The 21,115-nt window shown below is 44.5% G+C and carries 16 protein-coding genes and 1 tRNA gene; 11 read left to right on the forward strand and 6 right to left on the reverse strand.

Annotated elements, in window-relative coordinates:
• Together cysE and L1286_RS03875 are read left to right on the forward strand one after the other, a co-directional pair.
• Nucleotides 1-822, forward strand: coding sequence for a serine O-acetyltransferase (gene cysE / locus L1286_RS03870; RefSeq protein ID WP_235405604.1), 822 nt, complete (start codon nucleotides 1-3; stop codon nucleotides 820-822).
• 19 nt (nucleotides 823-841) lie between these two features.
• Nucleotides 842-1,495 carry a hypothetical protein gene (locus tag L1286_RS03875; protein WP_235405605.1) on the forward strand — a complete coding sequence of 218 codons (654 nt, stop codon included), beginning with the start codon at nucleotides 842-844 and terminating at the stop codon, nucleotides 1,493-1,495.
• Between the two features lie 8 nt (nucleotides 1,496-1,503).
• Here L1286_RS03875 and xseA read toward each other — a convergent pair whose 3' ends face one another.
• A complete protein-coding gene (gene xseA, locus L1286_RS03880) occupies nucleotides 1,504-2,847 on the reverse strand; it encodes an exodeoxyribonuclease VII large subunit (RefSeq protein WP_235405606.1) in 1,344 nt (447 codons plus the stop codon).
• Nucleotides 2,848-2,980: 133 nt separating this feature from the next.
• Here xseA and guaB point away from each other — a divergent pair, with 133 nt between their 5' ends.
• The 5 genes from guaB (at nucleotide 2,981) to rimI (ending at nucleotide 7,182) form a co-directional block, all read left to right on the forward strand.
• Nucleotides 2,981-4,450, forward strand: coding sequence for an IMP dehydrogenase (gene guaB / locus L1286_RS03885; RefSeq protein WP_235405922.1), 1,470 nt, complete (start codon nucleotides 2,981-2,983; stop codon nucleotides 4,448-4,450).
• A gap of 124 nt (nucleotides 4,451-4,574) precedes the next feature.
• The gene (gene guaA / locus L1286_RS03890; RefSeq protein ID WP_235405607.1) at nucleotides 4,575-6,149 is read left to right on the forward strand and encodes a glutamine-hydrolyzing GMP synthase; all 1,575 of its coding nucleotides are present in this window, start codon (nucleotides 4,575-4,577) and stop codon (nucleotides 6,147-6,149) included.
• 146 nt (nucleotides 6,150-6,295) lie between these two features.
• Nucleotides 6,296-6,372: transfer RNA gene (locus L1286_RS03895), tRNA-Trp, on the forward strand.
• A 71-nt stretch (nucleotides 6,373-6,443) separates the two neighbouring features.
• Nucleotides 6,444-6,737 (forward strand): hypothetical protein, encoded by a 294-nt coding sequence (locus tag L1286_RS03900; RefSeq protein ID WP_235405608.1) that lies wholly within the window; start codon nucleotides 6,444-6,446, stop codon nucleotides 6,735-6,737.
• Nucleotides 6,721-7,182, forward strand: coding sequence for a ribosomal protein S18-alanine N-acetyltransferase (rimI, locus tag L1286_RS03905; RefSeq protein ID WP_235405609.1), 462 nt, complete (start codon nucleotides 6,721-6,723; stop codon nucleotides 7,180-7,182). The genes L1286_RS03900 and rimI overlap by 17 nt, the downstream gene beginning before the upstream one ends.
• A 1-nt stretch (nucleotide 7,183) precedes the next feature.
• Here rimI and L1286_RS03910 read toward each other — a convergent pair whose 3' ends face one another.
• The 3 genes from L1286_RS03910 to efpL form a co-directional block, all read right to left on the reverse strand.
• Nucleotides 7,184-9,862, reverse strand: a complete 2,679-nt coding sequence (locus L1286_RS03910) for a HAMP domain-containing hybrid sensor histidine kinase/response regulator (RefSeq protein WP_235405610.1) — start codon at nucleotides 9,860-9,862, stop codon at nucleotides 7,184-7,186.
• Nucleotides 9,863-10,100: 238 nt separating this feature from the next.
• Nucleotides 10,101-12,815, reverse strand: a complete 2,715-nt coding sequence (locus L1286_RS03915; protein ID WP_235405611.1) for a basic secretory protein-like protein — start codon at nucleotides 12,813-12,815, stop codon at nucleotides 10,101-10,103.
• Between the two features lie 177 nt (nucleotides 12,816-12,992).
• Nucleotides 12,993-13,565 (reverse strand): elongation factor P-like protein EfpL, encoded by a 573-nt coding sequence (gene efpL, locus L1286_RS03920; protein ID WP_235405612.1) that lies wholly within the window; start codon nucleotides 13,563-13,565, stop codon nucleotides 12,993-12,995.
• 165 nt (nucleotides 13,566-13,730) lie between these two features.
• On the opposite strand from efpL, the gene L1286_RS03925 reads away from it, so the two are divergent.
• Nucleotides 13,731-14,306: a DUF6151 family protein gene (locus L1286_RS03925; RefSeq protein ID WP_235405613.1), complete on the forward strand. Its 576-nt coding sequence runs from the start codon at nucleotides 13,731-13,733 to the stop codon at nucleotides 14,304-14,306.
• On the opposite strand, the gene L1286_RS03930 is transcribed toward L1286_RS03925, so the two are convergent.
• Together L1286_RS03930 and L1286_RS03935 are read right to left on the reverse strand one after the other, a co-directional pair.
• Nucleotides 14,307-15,635 (reverse strand): tetratricopeptide repeat protein, encoded by a 1,329-nt coding sequence (locus L1286_RS03930; RefSeq protein WP_235405614.1) that lies wholly within the window; start codon nucleotides 15,633-15,635, stop codon nucleotides 14,307-14,309.
• Nucleotides 15,636-15,871: 236 nt separating this feature from the next.
• On the reverse strand, nucleotides 15,872-16,609 hold the full coding sequence (locus tag L1286_RS03935; protein WP_235405615.1) for a thioesterase II family protein: 738 nt from the start codon (nucleotides 16,607-16,609) through the stop codon (nucleotides 15,872-15,874).
• A 340-nt stretch (nucleotides 16,610-16,949) separates the two neighbouring features.
• Here L1286_RS03935 and prfC point away from each other — a divergent pair, with 340 nt between their 5' ends.
• From prfC to pdxH, 3 genes are all read left to right on the forward strand, one after another.
• A complete protein-coding gene (gene prfC / locus L1286_RS03940) occupies nucleotides 16,950-18,539 on the forward strand; it encodes a peptide chain release factor 3 (protein WP_063355724.1) in 1,590 nt (529 codons plus the stop codon).
• Nucleotides 18,540-18,607: 68 nt separating this feature from the next.
• Nucleotides 18,608-20,350 (forward strand): arginine--tRNA ligase, encoded by a 1,743-nt coding sequence (argS, locus tag L1286_RS03945; RefSeq protein ID WP_235405616.1) that lies wholly within the window; start codon nucleotides 18,608-18,610, stop codon nucleotides 20,348-20,350.
• A gap of 120 nt (nucleotides 20,351-20,470) precedes the next feature.
• The gene (pdxH, locus tag L1286_RS03950; protein WP_235405923.1) at nucleotides 20,471-21,115 is read left to right on the forward strand and encodes a pyridoxamine 5'-phosphate oxidase; all 645 of its coding nucleotides are present in this window, start codon (nucleotides 20,471-20,473) and stop codon (nucleotides 21,113-21,115) included.

Here is a 21,115-nt window from a genome sequence, read left to right on the forward strand (position 1 = left end):
ATGAGACACGAAATTTGGCAGCAACTAAGAGATGAAGCGCAAGAACTGGTAAAACGAGAGCCGTTATTGGCAAGTCATGTTTATTCGAGTGTATTAAACCATGATTGTTTGGGCGCAGCGCTAAGTTTTATAGTGGCAAATAAACTGTCAGATGCCGTGGTTTCTGCGTTTACAATCCGAGAGTTATTCGATCAGGCATTTGTTGATTGTGACCGAATGCTTACGCACGTTGCCCATGATATAAAAGCCGTTAAAGATCGAGACCCAGCTGCCGATAGTTATCTTAACGTGATATTAAATCTGAAGGGTTTCCATGCATTACAAGCACACCGCCTCGCTTACTGTTTGTGGCGACAACAACGCAAAGAGCTCGCCCGCTTTATCCAAAGTCGCACCTCTGAGGTATTTGGTGTTGACATCCATCCTGCTTGTAAAGTCGGTCATGGTATTATGCTTGACCATGCGACTGGTATAGTCATAGGTGAAACTGCGGTTATCGAAGATAACGTTTCAATTCTACAATCGGTCACATTAGGTGGGACAGGGAATGAACAAGGCGACCGTCATCCTAAGATTAGAGCGGGTGTATTAATCGGCGCGGGTGCCAAAGTTTTAGGCAATATTGAGGTCGGTGAAGGCGCTCGAATTGGCGCAGGTTCTGTGGTACTCAAAGCCGTCGCACCTCACACAACCGTGGTTGGGATCCCAGCCAAGGTCGTTGGCAAGCCAAACTGTCCTTGTCCAGCTGAAAGCATGGACCAGAATTTTTTAGATGATTCAATTAGCCGTATCAACGATTCTCATACCAGTGCGATGCTGTAGCATGGCCGAGGTTTGATCTATGTTTCGCCAATTAAGCTTAATAATCGGCGCTTTTTTCCTAGGAGTGGCAGTGACACATGGCTACCACTCACAACAACTTATAGACCCCCCCACGGACTTCAAAGCCACTAACAAGCAGGTTGCTCAAGTACGGTTAGGTGACACCCTGGAAGCGCCTGAGCTGGACGCTCCACATGAGACATCGGTACAGAACATTGACGATGAGCCCACTGCCCGCGATGGCGCATTACAAGGACTCGAACAGGAAAACGAGCAGTTGCGAATGCAGTTAGTACAACTACAGCAACAAACTCGGCGAGCGAAAGCAACAGGAAATGTGGCGAAGCAACTGCAAAGGATTTTTGAATTTCAACAACGCGACGAAATGTGGGCCAGTGACGTGGAAATCCAACTTGCCGATTTTCTTTTTGTCGCCGAATTGCAGGACCTCGTTGAGATGTCTGAGGCCCAATGTAAAGCGCATGTGTGTCAATTGAATTTTCAAGCGAGCGAGATTGAAGATGGCAATAAACATTGGCAACACGTTCACAATGCTTTAATAAAAATGCCTTGGATGCGGCAATTCAAAACCATTACCGCCGTACAGAATGGCCCTTCAATGCAAGTTCATTTGAGCGTCAAGCGCAGTGATGAGCTCAAGTACGAATATTAAATTGTCTACTATTTTTTTTCTATGCTTGTCACCGTAGAGTGAATTTGACCATCATTTAGCTGCGTTGTGAGGGTATCTCCAGGTTTTGTTTCTGTGACAGAGTTCAAAACCTGTTGATTAATTTGGGTGATACTATAGCCACGAGACAATACAGCCAAAGGGCTCACGCTATCCAGTCTAGCTGCGAGTAGGGCAAGGTGATTTTGACGCTTTTGCTGGTGGCTTTGCATGTTGTTTTGCAATGCAACTTCCAACCGTGACAATTGAGACTTGGCCATATTGAGACGCTTTTCAGGGTGAAATTGCAAAAGTCTTTGATGCAGAATGTTTAGGCTATTGTGATGCTTATGTTGTTGATATTGAAAAGCACGTGCTAACCTTTGTTGCAGTTCGTCAACGCGTTGTCCTTGCTGCATTAACTGGCTTTTCGGGTGCTGTAAACTCAAGCGTTGTTGTAATCGCGCAATGTGTTGCTGTTCATTGAGTATCTTGCGGTGGAACGCTTGTAAGAGTCTGTGCTTTCTATCTTTCACATAGGCAAGTAATTCGCTGCTGTCGGGGCTGACTAATTCCGCGGCTGCTGAAGGCGTGGCGGCGCGAATATCGGCAACATAGTCACTGATTGTGGTGTCTATCTCGTGGCCTACTGCACTAATGATTGGCAGTACGCTGTCATAAATAGCACGGGCGACCACTTCTTCATTAAAGCTCCATAAATCTTCAAGAGAACCTCCACCCCGGCCTACGATAAGAACATCTACTTCATTGCGCCTATTGGCCAGCGAGATTTTTTCTGCAATTTGTGATGCGGCGTCTTGTCCTTGCACGAGCGCAGGGTAAATAAGTACTTCTAGCTGCGGTGCGCGGCGTTTAAGCACGGAAAGAATATCTTTAATGGCAGCACCTGTAGCAGAAGTTACAACGCCGACGCGGTTGATAGTGTGTGGTAAGGGCTTTTTGTGATGACTGGCAAAGAGCCCCTCTGCGGCTAACTGCATTTGTAGCGCTTCAAACTTTTGTTTTAGTAGCCCTTCACCAGCGGGAGCCATTTGTTCTACGATAAGCTGATAGTCACCGCGTGGTTCGTATACGGAGACTCGTGCTTTGACCTGTACTTGTGCACCATTTTCAGGGCGGTATTTACAGTAACGATTATTGCCTCGCCACATGGCCGCTTTGATCTGTGCTTTTTCGTCTTTTAGCGAAAAATACCAATGCCCAGATGCAGGAGCGACAAAATTTGAAATTTCACCGGTCAATTCAAGTGATGCAAAGCCTTGTTCTAATAAACTTCGGATCTCACGATTAAGACGCGAAACAGTATAAATTTTGTTGTTTTGTGGCAATGACATACCTAACTCCATAAAAAATTCACAGACACTCTACCATATTTTTTGCTAAATTTTGTTTACTCGCATAAGGAACGCTGATAAAATGCGCACGCAATTCCTTATACTCAGAATTCACTTGAGAGAAGCCGCACACATGCTAAGAATTGCAAAAGAAGCCCTTACTTTTGACGACGTACTATTAGTACCCGCTCATTCAACTGTTCTACCGCACACAGCGAGTCTTAAAACTCGTCTGACACGCGATATCGAGCTTAACCTGCCACTTGTTTCTGCGTCAATGGACACAGTTACTGAAGCACGCTTAGCGATTGCCCTAGCGCAAGAAGGCGGCATCGGCTTTATTCACAAAAACATGACCATCGAAGAGCAAGCTGACAACGTACGTAAAGTAAAAACGTACGAAGCTGGTATTGTTACTTTCCCAGTCACAGTGACAGCTGACAAAACCATTGCAGAGACTATCGCGCTTGCTGAAGAAAAAGGGTTTTCAGGCTTCCCAGTAGTGGGCGCTGATAACCAGTTAGAAGGCATTGTAACAAGTCGTGATATGCGTTTTGAAACTCAGTTAGATAAGCCAGTTTCGTCAGTGATGACGAAAAAAGCAGACTTAGTGACTGTGAAAGAGGGCGCAGGTCGTGAAGAGATCCTTGGTCTTATGCACGAGCACCGCATTGAGAAAATCTTAGTGGTTGACGATGTTTTCGCACTGAAAGGCATGATCACTGTTAAAGATTATCAAAAAGCACAAGAAAAACCGAACGCATGTAAAGATGCGCAAGGCCGTCTTCGTGTCGGTGCTGCTGTGGGTGTTGGTGCTGGTACTGATGAGCGTATCGCTGCATTGGTTGAAGCAGGTGTAGACATCTTATTGATTGACACATCTCATGGTCACTCTCAAGGTGTAATTGACCGCGTTAAAGCAACGCGTGCAGCTTACCCAGAGCTACAAATTGTTGCGGGTAACGTTGCAACAGGCGCAGGTGCCCTAGCCCTTGCTGATGCGGGTGCAGATGCCGTCAAAGTAGGCATTGGCCCAGGTTCAATTTGTACAACACGTATTGTTACAGGGTGCGGTGTTCCGCAAATCACTGCGATTTCAGATGCTGTTGAAGCGCTAAAAGATCGTAACATTCCAGTTATTGCCGATGGTGGTATTCGTTACTCAGGTGACATTGTTAAAGCACTTGTTGCTGGTGCAGCGTGCGTCATGGTTGGTTCAATGCTTGCTGGTACTGAAGAGTCTCCTGGTGAAGTTGAACTATATCAAGGTCGTTACTATAAGTCATACCGTGGTATGGGCTCTCTAGGTGCGATGAACCAAAAAGAAGGGTCTTCAGACCGTTACTTCCAAAAGAGCAACCAAGCAGACAAGCTTGTGCCAGAAGGTATTGAAGGCCGTGTTGCATACAAGGGCCCAATTGCTGCAATTATTCACCAGCAAATTGGTGGTATTCGTAGTGCAATGGGCTTAACAGGGTGTGCAACAATCGCTGAACTGAACATCAAACCTGAGTTTGTACGTGTTACATCAGCAGGTATGGGTGAGTCTCACGTACATGATGTACAAATCACCAAAGAAGCGCCTAACTATCGCTTAGGTTAAGCCGGCCAACGCGTGTTGAGCCCGCAAATGTCAGGGCTAGCAGCTGCTAGCCCTTTTTAATTCTGGTAAAGCAGCTTCGCTGTGCTTTACTAATTTTATCGTTTCCTAACTAACGAGATTATCAATGAGCAAAGACATCCATGATTCCCGTATATTGATCTTAGACTTCGGTTCTCAATACACGCAGTTAATTGCACGTCGTGTACGTGAGATTGGCGTTTACTGTGAACTTTGGGCGTGGGATGTAACGGAAGAGCAGATCCGTGAATTCAACCCTCAGGGTATCATCCTGTCTGGTGGTCCAGAGTCAACAACAGAAGAAAATAGCCCTCGTGCCCCTGAATACGTATTTGAAGCGGGTGTACCTGTACTTGGTGTATGTTACGGCATGCAAACAATGGCGATGCAGCTAGGTGGTAAAGTACATAGCTCTGATAAGAAAGAGTTTGGTTACGCAAAAGTTGAAAAAGTCGGTAACTGTGCCTTATTCGAAGCGATTGAAGATCACATTGAAGATGGCATTGGTCAACTTGACGTATGGATGAGCCACGGCGATAAAGTAGTTGAAGTGCCAGACACGTTCGTGACAAGTGCGAAAACGGATACGTGTCCACACGCAGCAATGTCTTGGGAAGAAAAACGTTTCTATGGTGTGCAGTTCCACCCTGAGGTGACACACACACAGCAAGGTACTCGTTTGTTAGAGCGTTTTGCGATTGATATCTGTGGTTGTGAGAAGCTTTGGACACCTGCGCAGATCATTGAAGATGCGGTTGAGCGTATCAAAGAGAAAGTCGGCGATGACGAAGTTATCCTAGGTCTTTCAGGTGGTGTTGATTCATCTGTTGTGGCCATGCTTATCCACCGTGCGATTGGTAAGAAGTTAACGTGTGTATTTGTTGATAACGGCCTACTTCGTTTAAACGAAGGCCAGCAAGTAATGGAAATGTTTGGCGATAAGTTCGGCCTGAATATCATCAAAGTGGATGCTGAAGAGCAGTTCCTAAATGACCTAGCTGGTCTTTCTGATCCTGAAGATAAGCGTAAAGCAATTGGTCATACGTTCATTGATGTATTCGATGCTGAATCTAAAAAGTTGAAAAATGCTAAATGGTTAGCGCAAGGTACGATTTACCCAGACGTCATCGAGTCAGCGGCATCTAAAACAGGTAAGGCGCACGTGATCAAGTCTCACCATAACGTAGGTGGTCTGCCTGACGATATGGAAATGGGTCTCGTCGAACCACTTCGCGAGCTGTTTAAAGATGAAGTACGTAAGATTGGCCTTGAGCTAGGTTTACCTTACGACATGCTTTACCGTCACCCATTCCCAGGTCCAGGTCTAGGTGTGCGTGTACTTGGTGAAATTAAGAAAGAATACTGTGATTTACTTCGTCGTGCAGATGCTATCTTCATTGAAGAGCTTCATAAAGCAGACATTTATCACAAAGTATCTCAAGCATTCACGGTATTCCTTCCAGTTAAATCGGTAGGCGTTATGGGTGATGCACGTAAGTACGACTGGGTTGTCTCATTACGTTGTGTAGAAACAATTGACTTCATGACGGCGCGTTGGTCACATTTACCATATGACTTCTTAGGTCTGGTATCAAACCGTATCATTAATGAAATTGATGGTATTTCTCGCGTTGTTTACGATATCTCAGGCAAACCACCTGCGACAATCGAGTGGGAATAATGAAAGTTAGCTTGAGCTAATTGAATGAAAAAAAGGCGAATATCATAAATATTCGCCTTTTTGTTTATAAAAAGTGCAAACAAACAAAAAAATGTATTTTTCCTCTTTACCTTTTCTAAAAGCTCTTTATAATGCGTCGACATTGCAGGGGCGTAGTTCCAATTGGTAGAACAGCGGTCTCCAAAACCGATGGTTGCGGGTTCGAGTCCTGCCGCCCCTGCCACTTCAAACTTTCTACACTTCATTGAATCTTTTATCACTTACATTTAGACTCATTAAAAAAGTGTTTTTATCATGCATCCAATTCATGCTCAATTACTCGGCGTAACACCCTTAAAGCTCAAAGCCAACTATGCCAAAGAGCAGGCATCTGATGCGCCTCAAGTAGATGCATTACCATCCCAATTGGTTCTATCACCGCAATTACTGCAAGATATTTTACTTGCCATACACCAAGATGAACTAACGTGTGTACAAGGCGAATCAATCGCGTTGCTTGGAAACCAATTGCAATTACCCAATGTGCCGTTAAATGCACAGCAGAAAAAACAATTATGGCGAGTACTTTGCGATGCAAGTTCTGAATAATGATATGCTAAGCCAGTATGCGATGTCTGACATTATGGCGGTAGAAGAGGCGAGTCATCCACACCCTTGGAGTGAAAAGACCTTAGCGTCATGTATTGGCGGGCGTTATTTCAATGCCGCTCTTACGCAGGAGGATGAGTTGGTGGGCTATTATATCGCAGAGCGAGCAGGCCCAGATTATACCCTGATGAACATATGTGTACATCCGGGACAACAAGGGCAGGGGCTAGCTGTACTCTTAATGACCTCACTGATACAACGCTGTACCGAAGAGCAAGCAGAAAACCTATTTCTCGAGGTACGTGCTTCCAATACACCCGCTATCGCTTTGTATAACAAAATGGGGTTGTCAGTGATGGGCCAGCGTAAAAACTATTACCCAACGACCGAAGGGAAGGAAGATGCAATTTTAATGGGCTTGCAAATTAACGTACAAGCCGATTAGGCTAACGCGCAGCTTGAAGCTGTACTTCTTCGTTGCTTAACGTATATTTGATGGCTTGTACTAGATTCAAGGTTGCATATTGCCACTGGGCTTTGTTGTTGTCTCTAAGGCTGCTTTCAAGCTCACCTGCAGCGCTGTGTATATTCGTAAAACCAAAACAGCCCGCACTGCCTTTGAGGCTATGTGCTAATGCGCGTAGTGACTCCCAGTCTTGTTCGCTATACAAGGACTCCACTAAATCCAATTGCTCTGGTAATTTTTCAAGGTAATTTTGGCTGATCTGAAGAAACTTTTCACTTTCAAGCAAATTATTCCATTTGGAAAGGTTGTCGTTGTCGACTTGTAAAAACTCAAGTAACACTGCACCGAGCTTTTCTCTATCAATGGGTTTGCCAAGTGTTGCATCGCACCCTGCTGCGAGGTAATTATCGATATCATTTTTCATGATGTTGGCTGTGAGCGCTACAATGGGACCATCATAGGCAGCATGTCTTAGCATCTCTGTCGCTTCCAAGCCTCCCATAACCGGCATTTGCATATCCATCAAAATCAGGTCATAGTCATTTACCAATGACATCTCAACGGCTTCTGCGCCATTATTCGCGATATCAGGTACCAGCCCCCATGTGCTGAGCAGAAGAGAAATGAGCTCTTGATTATCCTTGTTGTCTTCAGCAAGTAGAATGCTGGCTTCGAGCTGTTTTTCAGCGAGCTTCTGGGTGCTACTGATTTGATTGTGAATATAGGAATCACAATCTATCCATTCGATATTGGCAGTGTGGTGATTGGCGGCGATGCTAATTGAGAAGACGCTACCATTGCCCTGTTCACTGGCTACCTCAACATCTCCCCCCAATAATTGCGCGAGATTTTTAGAAATACACAGGCCAAGGCCGGTACCACCAAAACGCCGAGTGGTGGTGGTATCTGCCTGTTCAAACGGTTTAAAGACTCTCTCCATTTCGCTTTCTGACATGCCAATACCAGTGTCTTTAATGACGAACACAAATTGATCTGGGCCAGTCTTAAAATCTACGCCAATAATGATACTGCCTTGCTCAGTAAACTTGACGGCATTGCTGGCAATGTTGAGCAGGATCTGTTTGAGTCGAGTTTCATCGCTATTGAGTATTTTGGGCAACGGGAAATTGTAGTCGAGCATAAAGTCCAACTGCTTTTCTTCGGCCATGGGTAAAATGATGGATTCAACATCTTTGAGCAATGGCAAAAACTCGATTTCATTTTGCTCAACTTCCAGCTTTTCGGCTTCAATTTTTGACAAGTCAAGGATGTTGTTGATGAGTTCTAGCAAGTGCTTTGAGTTGCGTAATATTGTATCGAGGTGAAGCTCTGCATTTTTCGCTTGAGGGTTATGAAGTAACTGTTCAGTGAACCCCATAATGGCTGTTAGTGGAGTACGGATCTCGTGACTCATATTTGCCAAAAACCGGCTTTTAAGTTGGTTTGCTTGTTCAGCTTCGGTAATTGCCACCTCTAGCTGTTGGTTCATTTCTTCCAACGCGCGGGTACGATTTTCGACTTTTTCTTCGAGATGAAGCTTATAATCTTCCAGTTCACCTTGGAAGTCTCGAATTTGTTTGACCATGTGATTAAAGTCGTCGAACAGGGTACCAACTTCGTCATCTTCATGGGCGGGTAAATAGACTGATAAATCGCCATCACCGACTCGATGGCTCGCTTCACCGAGCAATTCTATAGGCGTTAACAACAGGTTACGAACCACGATAAAAATTAAAACCGGTAACGTAACAACTGACAGAATGACGATTAAGGCAGTGATCAAACTAATCGCCTTACCTGATTGATATAAAATACTCTTTGGGATGGTAGAGATATAGTAATAACCACCACTTAGCTGTGCGCTGTAAGTCATGCGTTTAAGTTCATCGACCGAAGGGAGGACGATAGAGTCTAGTTTACCGCGATCGGCGAGTGAACTGATCTGGGCCATTTCCTGATCGCTTAAGTAAGTTTGCGAAAAGTGCCCATCGGACGAAAATAGTACTTCACCTTGCCCCGATACGAGTAGGTTAAGTGTATTGTCATAAGGCGCTTCTAAGATGCTACTAGAAATAATGGAAGGGGCAACTTGGACAATGATGTAACCCTGTCGTTGGGGTCTTTTAAGGTGAAAATTGACACTGTAAATTTGCTGGACAAAATACAGCTGTGTACCGCCTTCTTTGGCTGGCAACATGTATTGCTGTTGACGCAAATTACTTTTTATTACCTGATCAAAAAAGGGGTATTGTTCTGGGGCAAAACTCAGGTTACTAGAGTAAAACGCGGTACTATCGCCCTGTGCATCAACGAGGTTAATACTAATAATATCGGGGTACGCCTCACTGTAACTTGCAAATACATCCATCAACGCGCCCAGCCTTTTGGTTTTTGTAAGGCTTTCATCTGGTGCTGTCAGTAAAAAATCGCTAAGTACAGGGGAGGTGGACAGTAACTTAGTGGTAGATTGATAGATCTCCATGTAATTGAACATTTTTTGCTGTTGCTGTTCAACAAAGCGGCTTACGATCAATTTAGCTTGTTTCTGAGTAGAGCTGGTTACATTGGTGAGCGTAAAACCACCCAAAAATAAGAGGGGAAGGATCACCAGTGGAGTGATATACCACAGCAATCTGATACTGAGCTTACTGGTTTTCATCTATCCTGATATCCATATTTGCCTGTATTAGCCCGAATTACTATCCGTTAAAAGTCCAAACACAGATCATATGATGGCTCGCTGAATTTCTCAAGTTTTTGCGCTGTACAGCAATGGTACACGATGAAAAAAGGTACAAAGAAATTAGTGCAAATAGGTTCGAAAAAGTTAAATAAGAAGCGGAAAAAGAGAGAAGCAGAAGCAAAATTGGGGTCCATTTCGTTTCTGCTTAAAGTCGTTACAATGCTCTAAATAATTCTATTTCAGCAAGTTGTAAAAGGTTATTGCCATTGGCATCGGTAGCTGTATGGGTAAGTTCAAATCGATAATGACTGTAAGGCGTTTGATTATCGATGCGAAATAACTTGGTTTGATTGCGGCTATCAAAACTGTTTTCGCTGCGCGTATCTAGTGTGTGCCAGTGAATGCCATCATGAGAGCCATGCAAGCGCCAACTGGCGGGATCGCGCTCAGGTGCATCGTTGCCGCTGGTGATGCTATAAGCATGCAGCACGTACTGTTCAGGCGCTGTAAATTGTAGCCAGCCACTGTCAGTAAGGGCGACATACTTATTACTTAGGTTGCCATCAAATGCACTTTCAGACCCTTCTCCCCATTGGCTGAAACCCTCATGTTCGGCGCTGATGACACCGCCCGCCAGGACAAAGTTTTCAAGCTCCTGAGGCCGTGAAGCGCTGTCTCTATCGATGAGTAAATCAATGTCCGCGATTTGAAAGACTTCTTGTCCATTGTCTTGAGGTCCACTGTTAGCAAAGTTAAATTTAAAGTGGCGGTAGGTGTTATCCAAACTGAGAGCAAATTCACGGGTTTCCAGACGACGGCTAAAGACTTGGTTTGACTGCGTATCTACCACTTGCCACTGAACCCCATCTGCTGATGCGGATAGGGTCCAGCTACTTGGATCTCTGCTCGGTTGGTTCTCACCGATGGTTAAGCGGTATCCTCTTAGTTGCCCTGCACCATAGCCTGAAAATGAGATATCGGCGTGTGGATGAATCGTTAAATACTTAGTAAAGCGGTCACCATCAAATGCATTCTCAATCGCATAAATTGGGTCCACCGGGGCTTGTAGTGTACTGACTTCTCCACCTAGTTTTACCAAACTGAGCTGGTCTTGTGGTATGGAAGGGGCTTCTGGTGCTGCCCCTAATGTTGCTTGATATTTTTGCCACAAAACATCAATGTCTTGATTCAGTATGCGCTTGAGGGCTTCTCTCAGCGTCCACTCCCAACCTTCGCGTTGACTCGTAAGGACCATCTGATTAATTTTGTATGTGAAGTCTGAATCGTAGTTATCTTGGATCCATGATAGGAAGAACCCCGTGTTGGTATAGCCTCCAAGCCAGTTTCTTGCTGGTGTAGGCTGACGTGTCGCGTGATAGCCTGCGCGGATTCTCACTAGATCAGCAATGCCCTCAATAACTGCATGAACTTCTCCCCCATCTTGCATAGCGCCGGTTGGGAAGTGTTGATAACCATGGACAAGTTCATGCCAAAATACCCCGAGCAACTCGTAGATCACTTCTTCGTCGCTTGCATTGGCTAGCGACTCAGCAATGTACTTCGTGCTGAAGGCAATTTCCATGTTACGACCAGAGCCCGCACGATAAGCCAACGTATCCATCCATTTTAAACTAAAAGTCACCGAGTCAAATTCAGGTGACTCACCATAATGTTTATATAGAAATTGGTTAACTTGCAGCGTGACGTCATTAATGGTTTTTTCTAAATCAGGAAAAAGTCGATGAATACGCTTATAGCCTGCACTTTCTGTATCTTCATGGGCGAACTTAACTTCAGGGTAACTAAAGCCCAGCCATGGATTTTGTGGGTCCACGACTTTAATTGATTGTGTAGCTAGTTCACTTTGTCCATGCCAGTTGTATGTCGTGAGTTCAACGCGCTTAATTCCCGGTGTTGTGAATAATACGCGTGGGTTTTGCGCGAGGCTTGTAGCGGGTGAGCCTTGTTCAAAGTGCCATTCAAAACTATTGGGGCTGTTTAGACTAGCGTCTTTAAAGGTGATTGGAGTGTCAACAAACACGGTGTTTGTGTCACTGGCGATGTGTGCGATAGGTAACTGAGTTTTACCAAATAAGTCTATTTCTGCTATTTGCAGCAGATCATAGCCCCAATTATCAGTCCCTTTATGGGTCAATTCAAAGCGGTAATGTTTAAAGGCGTGCGCTGATTGCACTTGGTAGCTCTTTTGTTCAAAGCGTTTTGTGAACAGTTCGCCATTGCGATTGTCCAGCGTATGCCAGCTCTCTCCATCGTTTGAGCCGCGCAAGACCCAGTTATGGGGGTCTCGACCCGGTGCATCATTGGCAGAGGTAAATTGATATTGAGATATTGTTTGAGCTTCTTGAAGGGATACTTGAATCCAACCTTGTGGTTTCAAAGTCACGTATTTAGTGCGTGGGTCGCCATCGAAAGCATTACTTAGCCCTTCACCAGCTGGAGAGTCAGCTTGTTGCTCTGTGACCACAGTTTGGCCACTGATCAAGCTCTGCAATGAGGTTGGATCGTTCTTTTTGTCATGGGGCATTTTTTCCCACACTTGGCTGGTTCCTGGCGTGTTATTCTGAGTCCACCAACGTGCTTGAAATACTTCGCCTTTATATGCAACTGTGTCACCTTTGTTATAAATTTGCGTGTCTAACCAAGGTGGGGTAATCGCAGTGCTATCGTTCACAAATTGCAGCAATTGCCATGCACCAGACTTGTTTCGGCTTGGCAGGTCCCCTTGAGTCCACCAGTTGGCACGATATAAAGCCCCTTCAAAGTGTACTCGTTGACCCTTTTTATAAGCGTTGTGAGCCTGCCAATTTACTTGTTCACTGGCCATGTGTTGATGTGTGTTTCCTAAATGCGCTTGGGTAGCTGTGGATTGAACAGCCAGCACAATTGCGCACAATACGTACTTTTTCATGACTAACTCCCATTATGTCACTTGTTGTTATTTGTTGGAACGTTCCATTTATTATTGGCATAAGTTGCCCTGAAAGCAAAGTGTTTAATAAATCAACACGGAATTATCAGAGAAAGGAATGAGATTGTGAATGGTTGGATGGGTAAAAAAGCCGACCGGGTCGGCTTCTTATGCTAATTAACTGTCCGCACGGCTCATGAATTTAACTTCAGCGGTGTTAATTTTGATTTTATCGCCTGTTGAGATGTGCTCGGGTACTTGCACTATTAAGCCTGTCGTCAAAGTTGCTGGTTTAGTACGCGCACTGGCTGAAGCCCCTTTGATTGAAGGTGCTGTTTCTTCAATAACAAGTTCAACACTGGATGGTAGATCAATAGAAACTGGCGTGCCTTCAACAACAACTACCAGTAAGCCTTTGGTGTCCTCATTGATGAACAATACCTGTTCGGAGATCGCTTCTTTGTTTAGGTGATATGGCGTGTAATCTTCTTCGTCCATAAACACATACTCTTCACCGTCGACGTATGAAAACATGGCTGGGCGGCGTGTGAGATCGGCCAGTTTTAGCATCTCTTCAGCTTTGAAGGTTTCGTCTACTTTACCGCCATTGACAACATCATACATACGCATACGATAAAGACTACCGCCGGCACGACCTTGCGGGACAGAGCGCTCGATATCACGAATAATCATTACGCGACCATTATATTCAATCGCGGCGTGTTTTTTAATTTCACTGGCCTTAGGCATAGTAAGTTCCCATTTAATTTTGTTTTGCAGAAAACTAGCATGAAGCAAGGGTGAGGCCAAGACTTGTGGAGATTTTATTGCTTTATAAAGCTGGCTCACGTTAGCATGAACACAGTTTTTAATCGCTCACCCTTAAACTGAGCGCATGATCGTGAGGAAAGTAACATGGCCGAGTTTCTTAATTTTCAGTGTGATTGTGGCAGCGTAACGGGCACAGTGGCTTGTGGTAGCGCGTTTTTTAGAAATCGTGTGATGTGCTATTGCGACGATTGCCAAGCTTTTGTTAATCATCTTGGCCACGAACAGTCATTGAATGCCTTTGGTGGCACGGATGTATTTCAGGTAAGCGCATCACAAGTGACTTTCACGTCAGGAAAAGAGCACGTAAAGTGTTTGAAGGTCACGCCCAAAGGTGTCCATCGTTGGTATACAGACTGTTGTAAGGCACCCTTGGGTAATACGATCGGTGCGGCATGGCCGCTGGTTGGGTTGATTAGGTCGAGCATAGTGCAAGACTTGGACAAAGTAGTCGGGCCGATTTCAGGGAGCGTGTTTTGTAAGTATGCAAATCAACCAATCCCACACGACATAAAAGGCCCAAGCTCACATAAACGCATTGTGGTGACGATGGTGATGAAACTGATGATATGGCGGCTACTTGGAAAAGGGAGCCCAAATCCGTTTTATAGCGCTGGCAAAGCAATCAGTAAACCTCAGTGCCTTGCCGACGAAAAAGACTGATCAGAGCGCATACAGTGCGGCCATTTCATTGTATGCCAAACCAAACTGCTTGATAAACCAGCTATTTACGAATTCATTTTTGGGGTCAATTTTGCCACATCGCAAAATATATTCACCATGCTGCGCGCCAATTAAGCCATTACAGTGAGTGTCTTCCCAAACCCGTTCAAGTTGTGCTTTAAAGTGGCTTTGCAAGACACGCATTTGTTTGTCTAAGCGCATATCTACGTCTAGAAAGGTTGCCTGTACGGGTGAAATACCGAGCTGAGGAAAGTCTGCATAGTGGCTTTGGGTATAGTGCGTTTGACTATCATCGACTTTAAACTCAAGGTGTTGTTTTGCAACAACACCTTTATAAACAGCATCAATACTGAAATGTTCTGTAAATTCAGTTACTGGGTAGCTATAGGCTTTTTTGACTTCAACCTCTAATTTATCTTTTGGATTATGTGGATTTACGCGTTCTTCAACCGTCGTATAATGTTTTTGCCGGCTGACTAATTTTACATTACGGCTATGCTCTAGGTTTGCGGTAAGGTCCAAATCAAATGTGTGTTGACCGATGGGGCTATACCACAAGCTCTCTCTAAAAATCTGCTTAAATGCTAAAGATGCGGTGTTAAGCGCGGTTGCTTGACGACTTGTTTGGTGTAGTTTTATCGTAAAATCTGGCGACAAACGAATGCGAGAGTAGCGCGTTGGGTCTTCGTTCATTGTGTGAAAATTTTGCGGCAAAGACCAAGACATACAGTATTTTTCAGCAAACTGTCGCAAATAAAAACGTGATTGGGTGGCTTGAGATACCATTTGCGTACATTGCGCATGCGCCTTACTTTGAAGTGGCGCGCGATAGTTGGCAATGAGCGGGTCCAGTTGTGCGTTACTGATCAAAAATGCATAGCTGTGCTCAAAATACCTGAATTTATCTGGGTAGTGTGATTGTGAGAGCTGTTTCGCTTGTTGCGTGAGCCATTGCGTTGCGTAACCCAGTTCTTCGCGTTGGGTACTGGCAATCGCCCCAAACGGCTCAATTTGCCAATCAATTTGGTTTCTGAGCAATGACTCAAGTTTGAGTGTGGCGCCCGTTTGGTTACCTCCAAGTCGCAGCATGCGAACGTCAATCAGACCTTTATCCAGTATTTTGTTGCGTGCCAATGCAAGCCCTTTTTGCGCCTCTACATTGTGAGGATCTTCAGTCAATGCTTGTTCATAGTACTCGGCTGACTGCGTATACATGCCTGCCTCAAAGAGGTTATGTCCTTTCTCTACTAAGCTTTTACAGCCGACAAGTGCGACAACAAATGCACTCAGAGCAAATGCTTTTTTCATGTTCTTGATTTCCTTTTTGCACCAATGACGAGGCGGAGTGACTGACTTCACGTCTACCGATCATGCAAAGATGGTAAATGTGAAATTTGCTGCTAATGATAATTGTTCACTTATTAGCGTGTCTATGATTAGGGATGAATTTTAGTTGAAACTTGTGCTGTCAATAAACGGATCATCACTTGGGGGGTATGCGCTAAAGGTGTATTTCCGCTTCAGCGCAATAAGATAGTGATTATTTATAAAGCAGTGATGAGTTCATTTACTTTGCAACAGACCTCTGAGCTTAAGGCATTAATAAAAAAATGATCGCCATTGAAGGGGGATTTTGTGATGGGGTGTGCAGATAAGGTTTGCCATGCGTCAATCTGTTCAGGCGTGATATCAATATCATCCAGACCATACAAGATATCAATGGGGACTGGTAAAGTATGAACAGCCGCTTGATAACAATCGGCAATTTCAAAGTCGGCCCGCAATAAAGGTAAAAACAGTGCCATTAGCTCACTGCTTTCGAGTATTTCTTTAGGTGTCCCATTCAACGATTTTAATTGGGCAATAAAGTCGGCATCAGGTAAGTGGTAAAACGGCTTTTTATTGCTTTTTAAATGCGGCGCTCTGCTCGCAGATGCAATTATCTTTAACGGTAAAGCACGATTTTTAATGTGTAGGTTCTTTGCAAATTCAAAGGCAATACGACTCCCCAAACTATGACCGAAAAATACACAGGGCTTTTGAGAGAAAAATGGTTGGTAAATATTGAGCTCATCAATAATTGCTGACATTGAGGCGTGTGCGGGCTCCATTAAGCGGGACCCTCGACCAGGTAATTGCACAGCAACGAGCTCTACATGAGCAGGCAACTGGTCCACCCAAGACATGAAAATACTTGGTGCACCGCCTGCGTAGGGGAAGCAGAACACACGTAAGGTCGCTGCTGGATTGGGCTTGGGGATTAAAAACAATTTATTGGTCATAACGCATCTATCTGAGTTATCTATTTTTTATATATATATCCTAACAACTTGTTGAGATTTGTATAGATAAAGCATGATGTAAATACCACTAATTTGGCATCTGTTTTCGGAGGGGGATGGACACATAACTCGGTTTGTTAACTGCCTATTCTTCAGGAGGCGAAGGTAGACACTTTTGGCTCGAGGTTAACAGTAACCTTGGCGATGGAGTTTATCAGTAAATTGTCAGCCTATAAGTTGTTAAAATAGTCAGGATCGGAGACAATATGCGGATATGTGTTCACAGTAGAGTGTACTGAATTAGCAATCACACTCCGAAAAGCCAAAAGTAGAGTTTTCAATGTCAAATAACAGTATCCAGCAAGAGGTATCGCTACGTCGAACTTTTGCCATCATTTCTCACCCGGATGCGGGTAAAACCACTATCACAGAAAAGGTGCTTTTATTCGGAAAGGCGTTACAAAAAGCCGGTACGGTAAAAGGTCGTGGTTCAAATCAGCACGCAAAATCTGACTGGATGGAAATGGAAAAAGAGCGTGGTATCTCGGTAACAACCTCGGTGATGCAGTTCCCATATAATGATGCATTGGTAAACCTACTAGATACCCCGGGACACGAAGACTTCTCTGAAGATACTTATCGTACACTGACTGCAGTTGACTCGTGTTTAATGGTAATTGATGCGGCAAAAGGTGTTGAGGATAGAACACGTAAATTAATGGAAGTTACTCGCTTACGTGACACGCCAATCGTGACTTTTATGAACAAGCTTGACCGTGATATCCGTGACCCAATGGAAGTGATGGACGAAGTCGAAACAGAACTGAATATCATGTGCGCACCTATCACTTGGCCAATCGGCTGCGGTAAAGAATTTAAAGGCGTGTACCACATTCATCGTGATGAAACGATTTTATACGCAACGGGTCAAGGCCATACCATTCAAGAAAAACGCATCATAAAGGGCTTAGACAATCCAGATCTAGATGCCGAAATCGGTGATGAGTTAGCTGAGCAGCTCCGCGAAGAGCTAGAGTTGGTGATCGGTGCATCAAATGAGTTTGATCATGAGTTATTTTTATCGGGTGAGCTAACCCCCGTTTACTTTGGTACAGCATTAGGTAACTTTGGTGTTGACCATATGCTTGACGGTTTAACAGAATGGGCACCAACGCCAATGCCACGTCAAACTGAAGAGCGTGAAGTCAAAGCTGAAGAAGAAAAGTTCTCAGGCTTCGTATTCAAAATTCAAGCGAATATGGACCCCAAACACCGTGACCGTATTGCCTTTATGCGTATTGTATCGGGTAAATATACTCAAGGTATGAAGATGGACCATGTACGAATTGGCAAAAAAGTCAGCATCTCCGATGCGGTAACCTTCATGGCGGGTGACCGTGAACGTGCTCAAGAGGCATATGCAGGTGATATCATTGGCTTGCATAACCACGGTACAATCCAAATCGGTGATACGTTTACCCAAGGTGAAAAGCTGAAGTTCAGTGGTATACCAAATTTCGCACCAGAGCTATTCCGTAGCATTCGCTTAAAAGATCCACTTAAGCAAAAGCAGTTGTTAAAAGGCTTAGTGCAGCTGTCAGAAGAAGGTGCGGTACAGGTATTTAGACCTCTACAAAATAACAGCCTAATCGTAGGTGCGGTCGGTGTACTTCAGTTTGATGTGGTGGTAGCGCGCCTGAAAGCTGAATATAACGTAGATGCAATTTACGAAAGCGTGGCAGTACAAACAGCCCGTTGGGTGACGTGTGACGACGATAAGAAGATGGCTGAGTTTAAACGTAAGTGTGAAGCAAACTTAGCCCTGGATGGTGGTGATAACTTAACTTACATTGCACCTAGCCGTGTAAATTTAAACTTATCAATGGAACGCTATCCTGATGTTCAGTTCCACCATACACGTGAACACTAATAAACGCTTAAATTGAATCGAATTTAACCTTGCTGGCTTCATGGCTGGCAAGGATCACAGGATAACAAATGAATATCAAAACTCTATTAATTGAAAAAGCCAATGCAGCAATGCAAGCTGCGGGTATTCCAGAAGGCACAAACCCAGCGGTCACACAATCTACTCGCCCGCAATTTGGGGATTACCAAATCAATGGTGCAATGGGCGCCGCAAAAGCGCTCAAAACGAATCCGCGTGAAGTTGCACAAAAGATCATTGATAACTTAGATATCGACGATGTTGCTGCAAAAACTGAAATTGCAGGCCCAGGTTTTATTAATATTCACCTAAAACCAGAGTTCTTAGCATCAAGCTTAGAATCAGCCAACCAAGATGCAAAGCTAGGTGTAGCGCAGCACGCGACCCCACATAAAGTCGTCGTGGATTACTCTTCGCCAAATCTAGCAAAAGAAATGCACGTTGGTCACTTGCGTTCCACCATCATTGGTGATGCGGTTGTGCGTGCACTTGAGTTCCGTGGTGATCAGGTTATTCGTCAAAACCATATGGGCGATTGGGGCACACAGTTTGGTATGTTGATTGCCCACCTAGAAGACCTACTAGAGCAAGGTATTGATCTTGAAACTGTGGCACTTGCCGACTTAGAAAGTTTCTATCGTGATGCAAAGAAGCGTTTTGACGATGAAGAAGGTTTTGCCGATAAAGCGCGTGACTACGTTGTAAAACTTCAAGGTGGCGATGTGCATTGCGAAAAACTATGGCAATTATTCATCGATACTTCAGTGAAGCACTCAGAAGAGGTGTACAAAAAGCTGAATGTCACGTTAGGTCGTGAAGACATCAAAGCTGAGAGTGCTTATAACGCGCGTCTAAATGGCGTTATCGAGCTATTAAAAGAACAGGGCATTGCAGTCGAAGACCAAGGTGCTCAGGTTGTATTTCTCGATGAACTTGCTAACAAAGACGGCGAACCATCGGTGTTCATCGTGCAAAAATCTGGCGGCGGCTTCTTGTATTCAACGACAGATTTAGCGGCATGTGATTATCGCTCAAACGAGTTGGATGTTGATCGAATTTTAATTTTTGTTGATGCAAGACAGGGTCTGCATTTCAATCAAGTAGAGATTACGGCGCGTAAAGCGGGCTTGCTAAAAGACAAAACAAGCTATGAACCAAGCTTGTTTGGCACCATGATGGGTGACGATGGAAAGCCTTTCAAAACGCGTACCGGTGGTACGGTCAAGCTGGCTGATTTGCTTGATGAGGCAGTAAGCCGTGCTGCCGATAAGCTTGCCGATCGTGCCTCTGAGCTTTCAGAAGAAGCGCGCACAGAGATTGCGCGTAAAGTGGGTATTGGTGCGGTGAAATATGCGGATCTATCTAAGCACCGTACGAGTGACTATATCTTCAATTGGGATACGATGTTGAGCTTCGAAGGCGCAACAGCACCTTACCTTCAGTACGCATATACACGTGTAAGAAGTATTTTCCGTAAAGCGAACGTCAATAGCAATGAGCTAGCTGGCAAGATTGAAGTTGTCGCACCGCAGGAAAAAGCGCTTGCGCTTAAGCTGTTGCAGCTAGAAGAAATCTTGGATCTGATGATCAGCGAAGCTACACCACACGTATTGTGTGGGTACTTATATGAGCTTGCGAGCTTGTACATGTCTTTCTACGAAGCGTGTCCAATCTTGAAAGATGATGTGAGTGAACAAACACGTGAAAGCCGTTTAGTTTTGTGTAACTTAGTGGCTAAAACGCTTCAGTCTGGTTTGGACCTATTAGGTATTGAGGTCATGGAGCAAATGTAACGTTTGCTTTGCATGCTTAATACTACAAAAAGCCGCCAGATTAGGGCGGCTTTTTATTATTTGATAGCGACCTGATAAAGTGTGTCAGGTGGAATAGTTAGGAATTGCTAGGGAGTCGCCCTGATGAAATTAGATGATATTCGCAGAGAGTATATACAAGGTGGATTAAGCAGAGAAATGCTTGATGAAAACCCCCTTACTCAATTTGAGAAATGGTTAGCACAAGCGGTAGAAGCGAAATTTAGCGCCGATCCTACTGCGATGGTTGTTGCAACAGTGGACGAAGAGGGACAGCCCTCACAGCGTATCGTACTACTTAAGCAACTTGATCAAAACGGTTTTGTATTTTTTACCAATACAGGATCAAAAAAGGCGCAAGATCTCGGTGTCAATAACAAAATTTCGCTGCATTTCCCTTGGCATGCAATTGAGCGACAAGTCATCGTATATGGCAAAGCGCAACCTCTAAGTACCGCAGCGGTTGCGAAGTATTTTCTATCAAGACCTAAAGAAAGCCAATTGGCAGCCTGGGCTTCTCAACAGTCCCGTCCGGTCTCCTCTCGTCACGCATTAATGCAGACCTTTCAGAGTATGAAAAGTAAGTTCGCGAAAGGCGATATTCCGCTACCTGATTTTTGGGGAGGCTACTGTGTAGTGCCACACAAAATTGAATTTTGGCAAGGTGGAGAACATCGGCTGCATGACCGTTTTATGTACATTAGGCAAGCAGATGACAGTTGGCAGATTGAGCGCTTGAATCCGTAG

The sequence above is a fragment of the Pseudoalteromonas sp. SMS1 genome (assembly GCF_021530565.1).
GTDB lineage: Bacteria > Pseudomonadota > Gammaproteobacteria > Enterobacterales > Alteromonadaceae > Pseudoalteromonas.

Bases quoted from the DNA above. Each gene is read 5' to 3' on its own strand.
- cysE (WP_235405604.1), top strand. From the start codon at position 1: ATGAGACACGAAATTTGGCAGCAACTAAGAGATGAAGCGCAAGAACTG.
- L1286_RS03875 (WP_235405605.1), top strand. From the start codon at position 842: ATGTTTCGCCAATTAAGCTTAATAATCGGCGCTTTTTTCCTAGGAGTG.
- xseA (WP_235405606.1), bottom strand. From the start codon at position 2,847: ATGTCATTGCCACAAAACAACAAAATTTATACTGTTTCGCGTCTTAAT.
- guaB (WP_235405922.1), top strand. From the start codon at position 2,981: ATGCTAAGAATTGCAAAAGAAGCCCTTACTTTTGACGACGTACTATTA.
- guaA (WP_235405607.1), top strand. From the start codon at position 4,575: ATGAGCAAAGACATCCATGATTCCCGTATATTGATCTTAGACTTCGGT.
- L1286_RS03900 (WP_235405608.1), top strand. From the start codon at position 6,444: ATGCATCCAATTCATGCTCAATTACTCGGCGTAACACCCTTAAAGCTC.
- rimI (WP_235405609.1), top strand. From the start codon at position 6,721: ATGCAAGTTCTGAATAATGATATGCTAAGCCAGTATGCGATGTCTGAC.
- L1286_RS03910 (WP_235405610.1), bottom strand. From the start codon at position 9,862: ATGAAAACCAGTAAGCTCAGTATCAGATTGCTGTGGTATATCACTCCA.
- L1286_RS03915 (WP_235405611.1), bottom strand. From the start codon at position 12,815: ATGAAAAAGTACGTATTGTGCGCAATTGTGCTGGCTGTTCAATCCACA.
- efpL (WP_235405612.1), bottom strand. From the start codon at position 13,565: ATGCCTAAGGCCAGTGAAATTAAAAAACACGCCGCGATTGAATATAAT.
- L1286_RS03925 (WP_235405613.1), top strand. From the start codon at position 13,731: ATGGCCGAGTTTCTTAATTTTCAGTGTGATTGTGGCAGCGTAACGGGC.
- L1286_RS03930 (WP_235405614.1), bottom strand. From the start codon at position 15,635: ATGAAAAAAGCATTTGCTCTGAGTGCATTTGTTGTCGCACTTGTCGGC.
- L1286_RS03935 (WP_235405615.1), bottom strand. From the start codon at position 16,609: ATGACCAATAAATTGTTTTTAATCCCCAAGCCCAATCCAGCAGCGACC.
- prfC (WP_063355724.1), top strand. From the start codon at position 16,950: ATGTCAAATAACAGTATCCAGCAAGAGGTATCGCTACGTCGAACTTTT.
- argS (WP_235405616.1), top strand. From the start codon at position 18,608: ATGAATATCAAAACTCTATTAATTGAAAAAGCCAATGCAGCAATGCAA.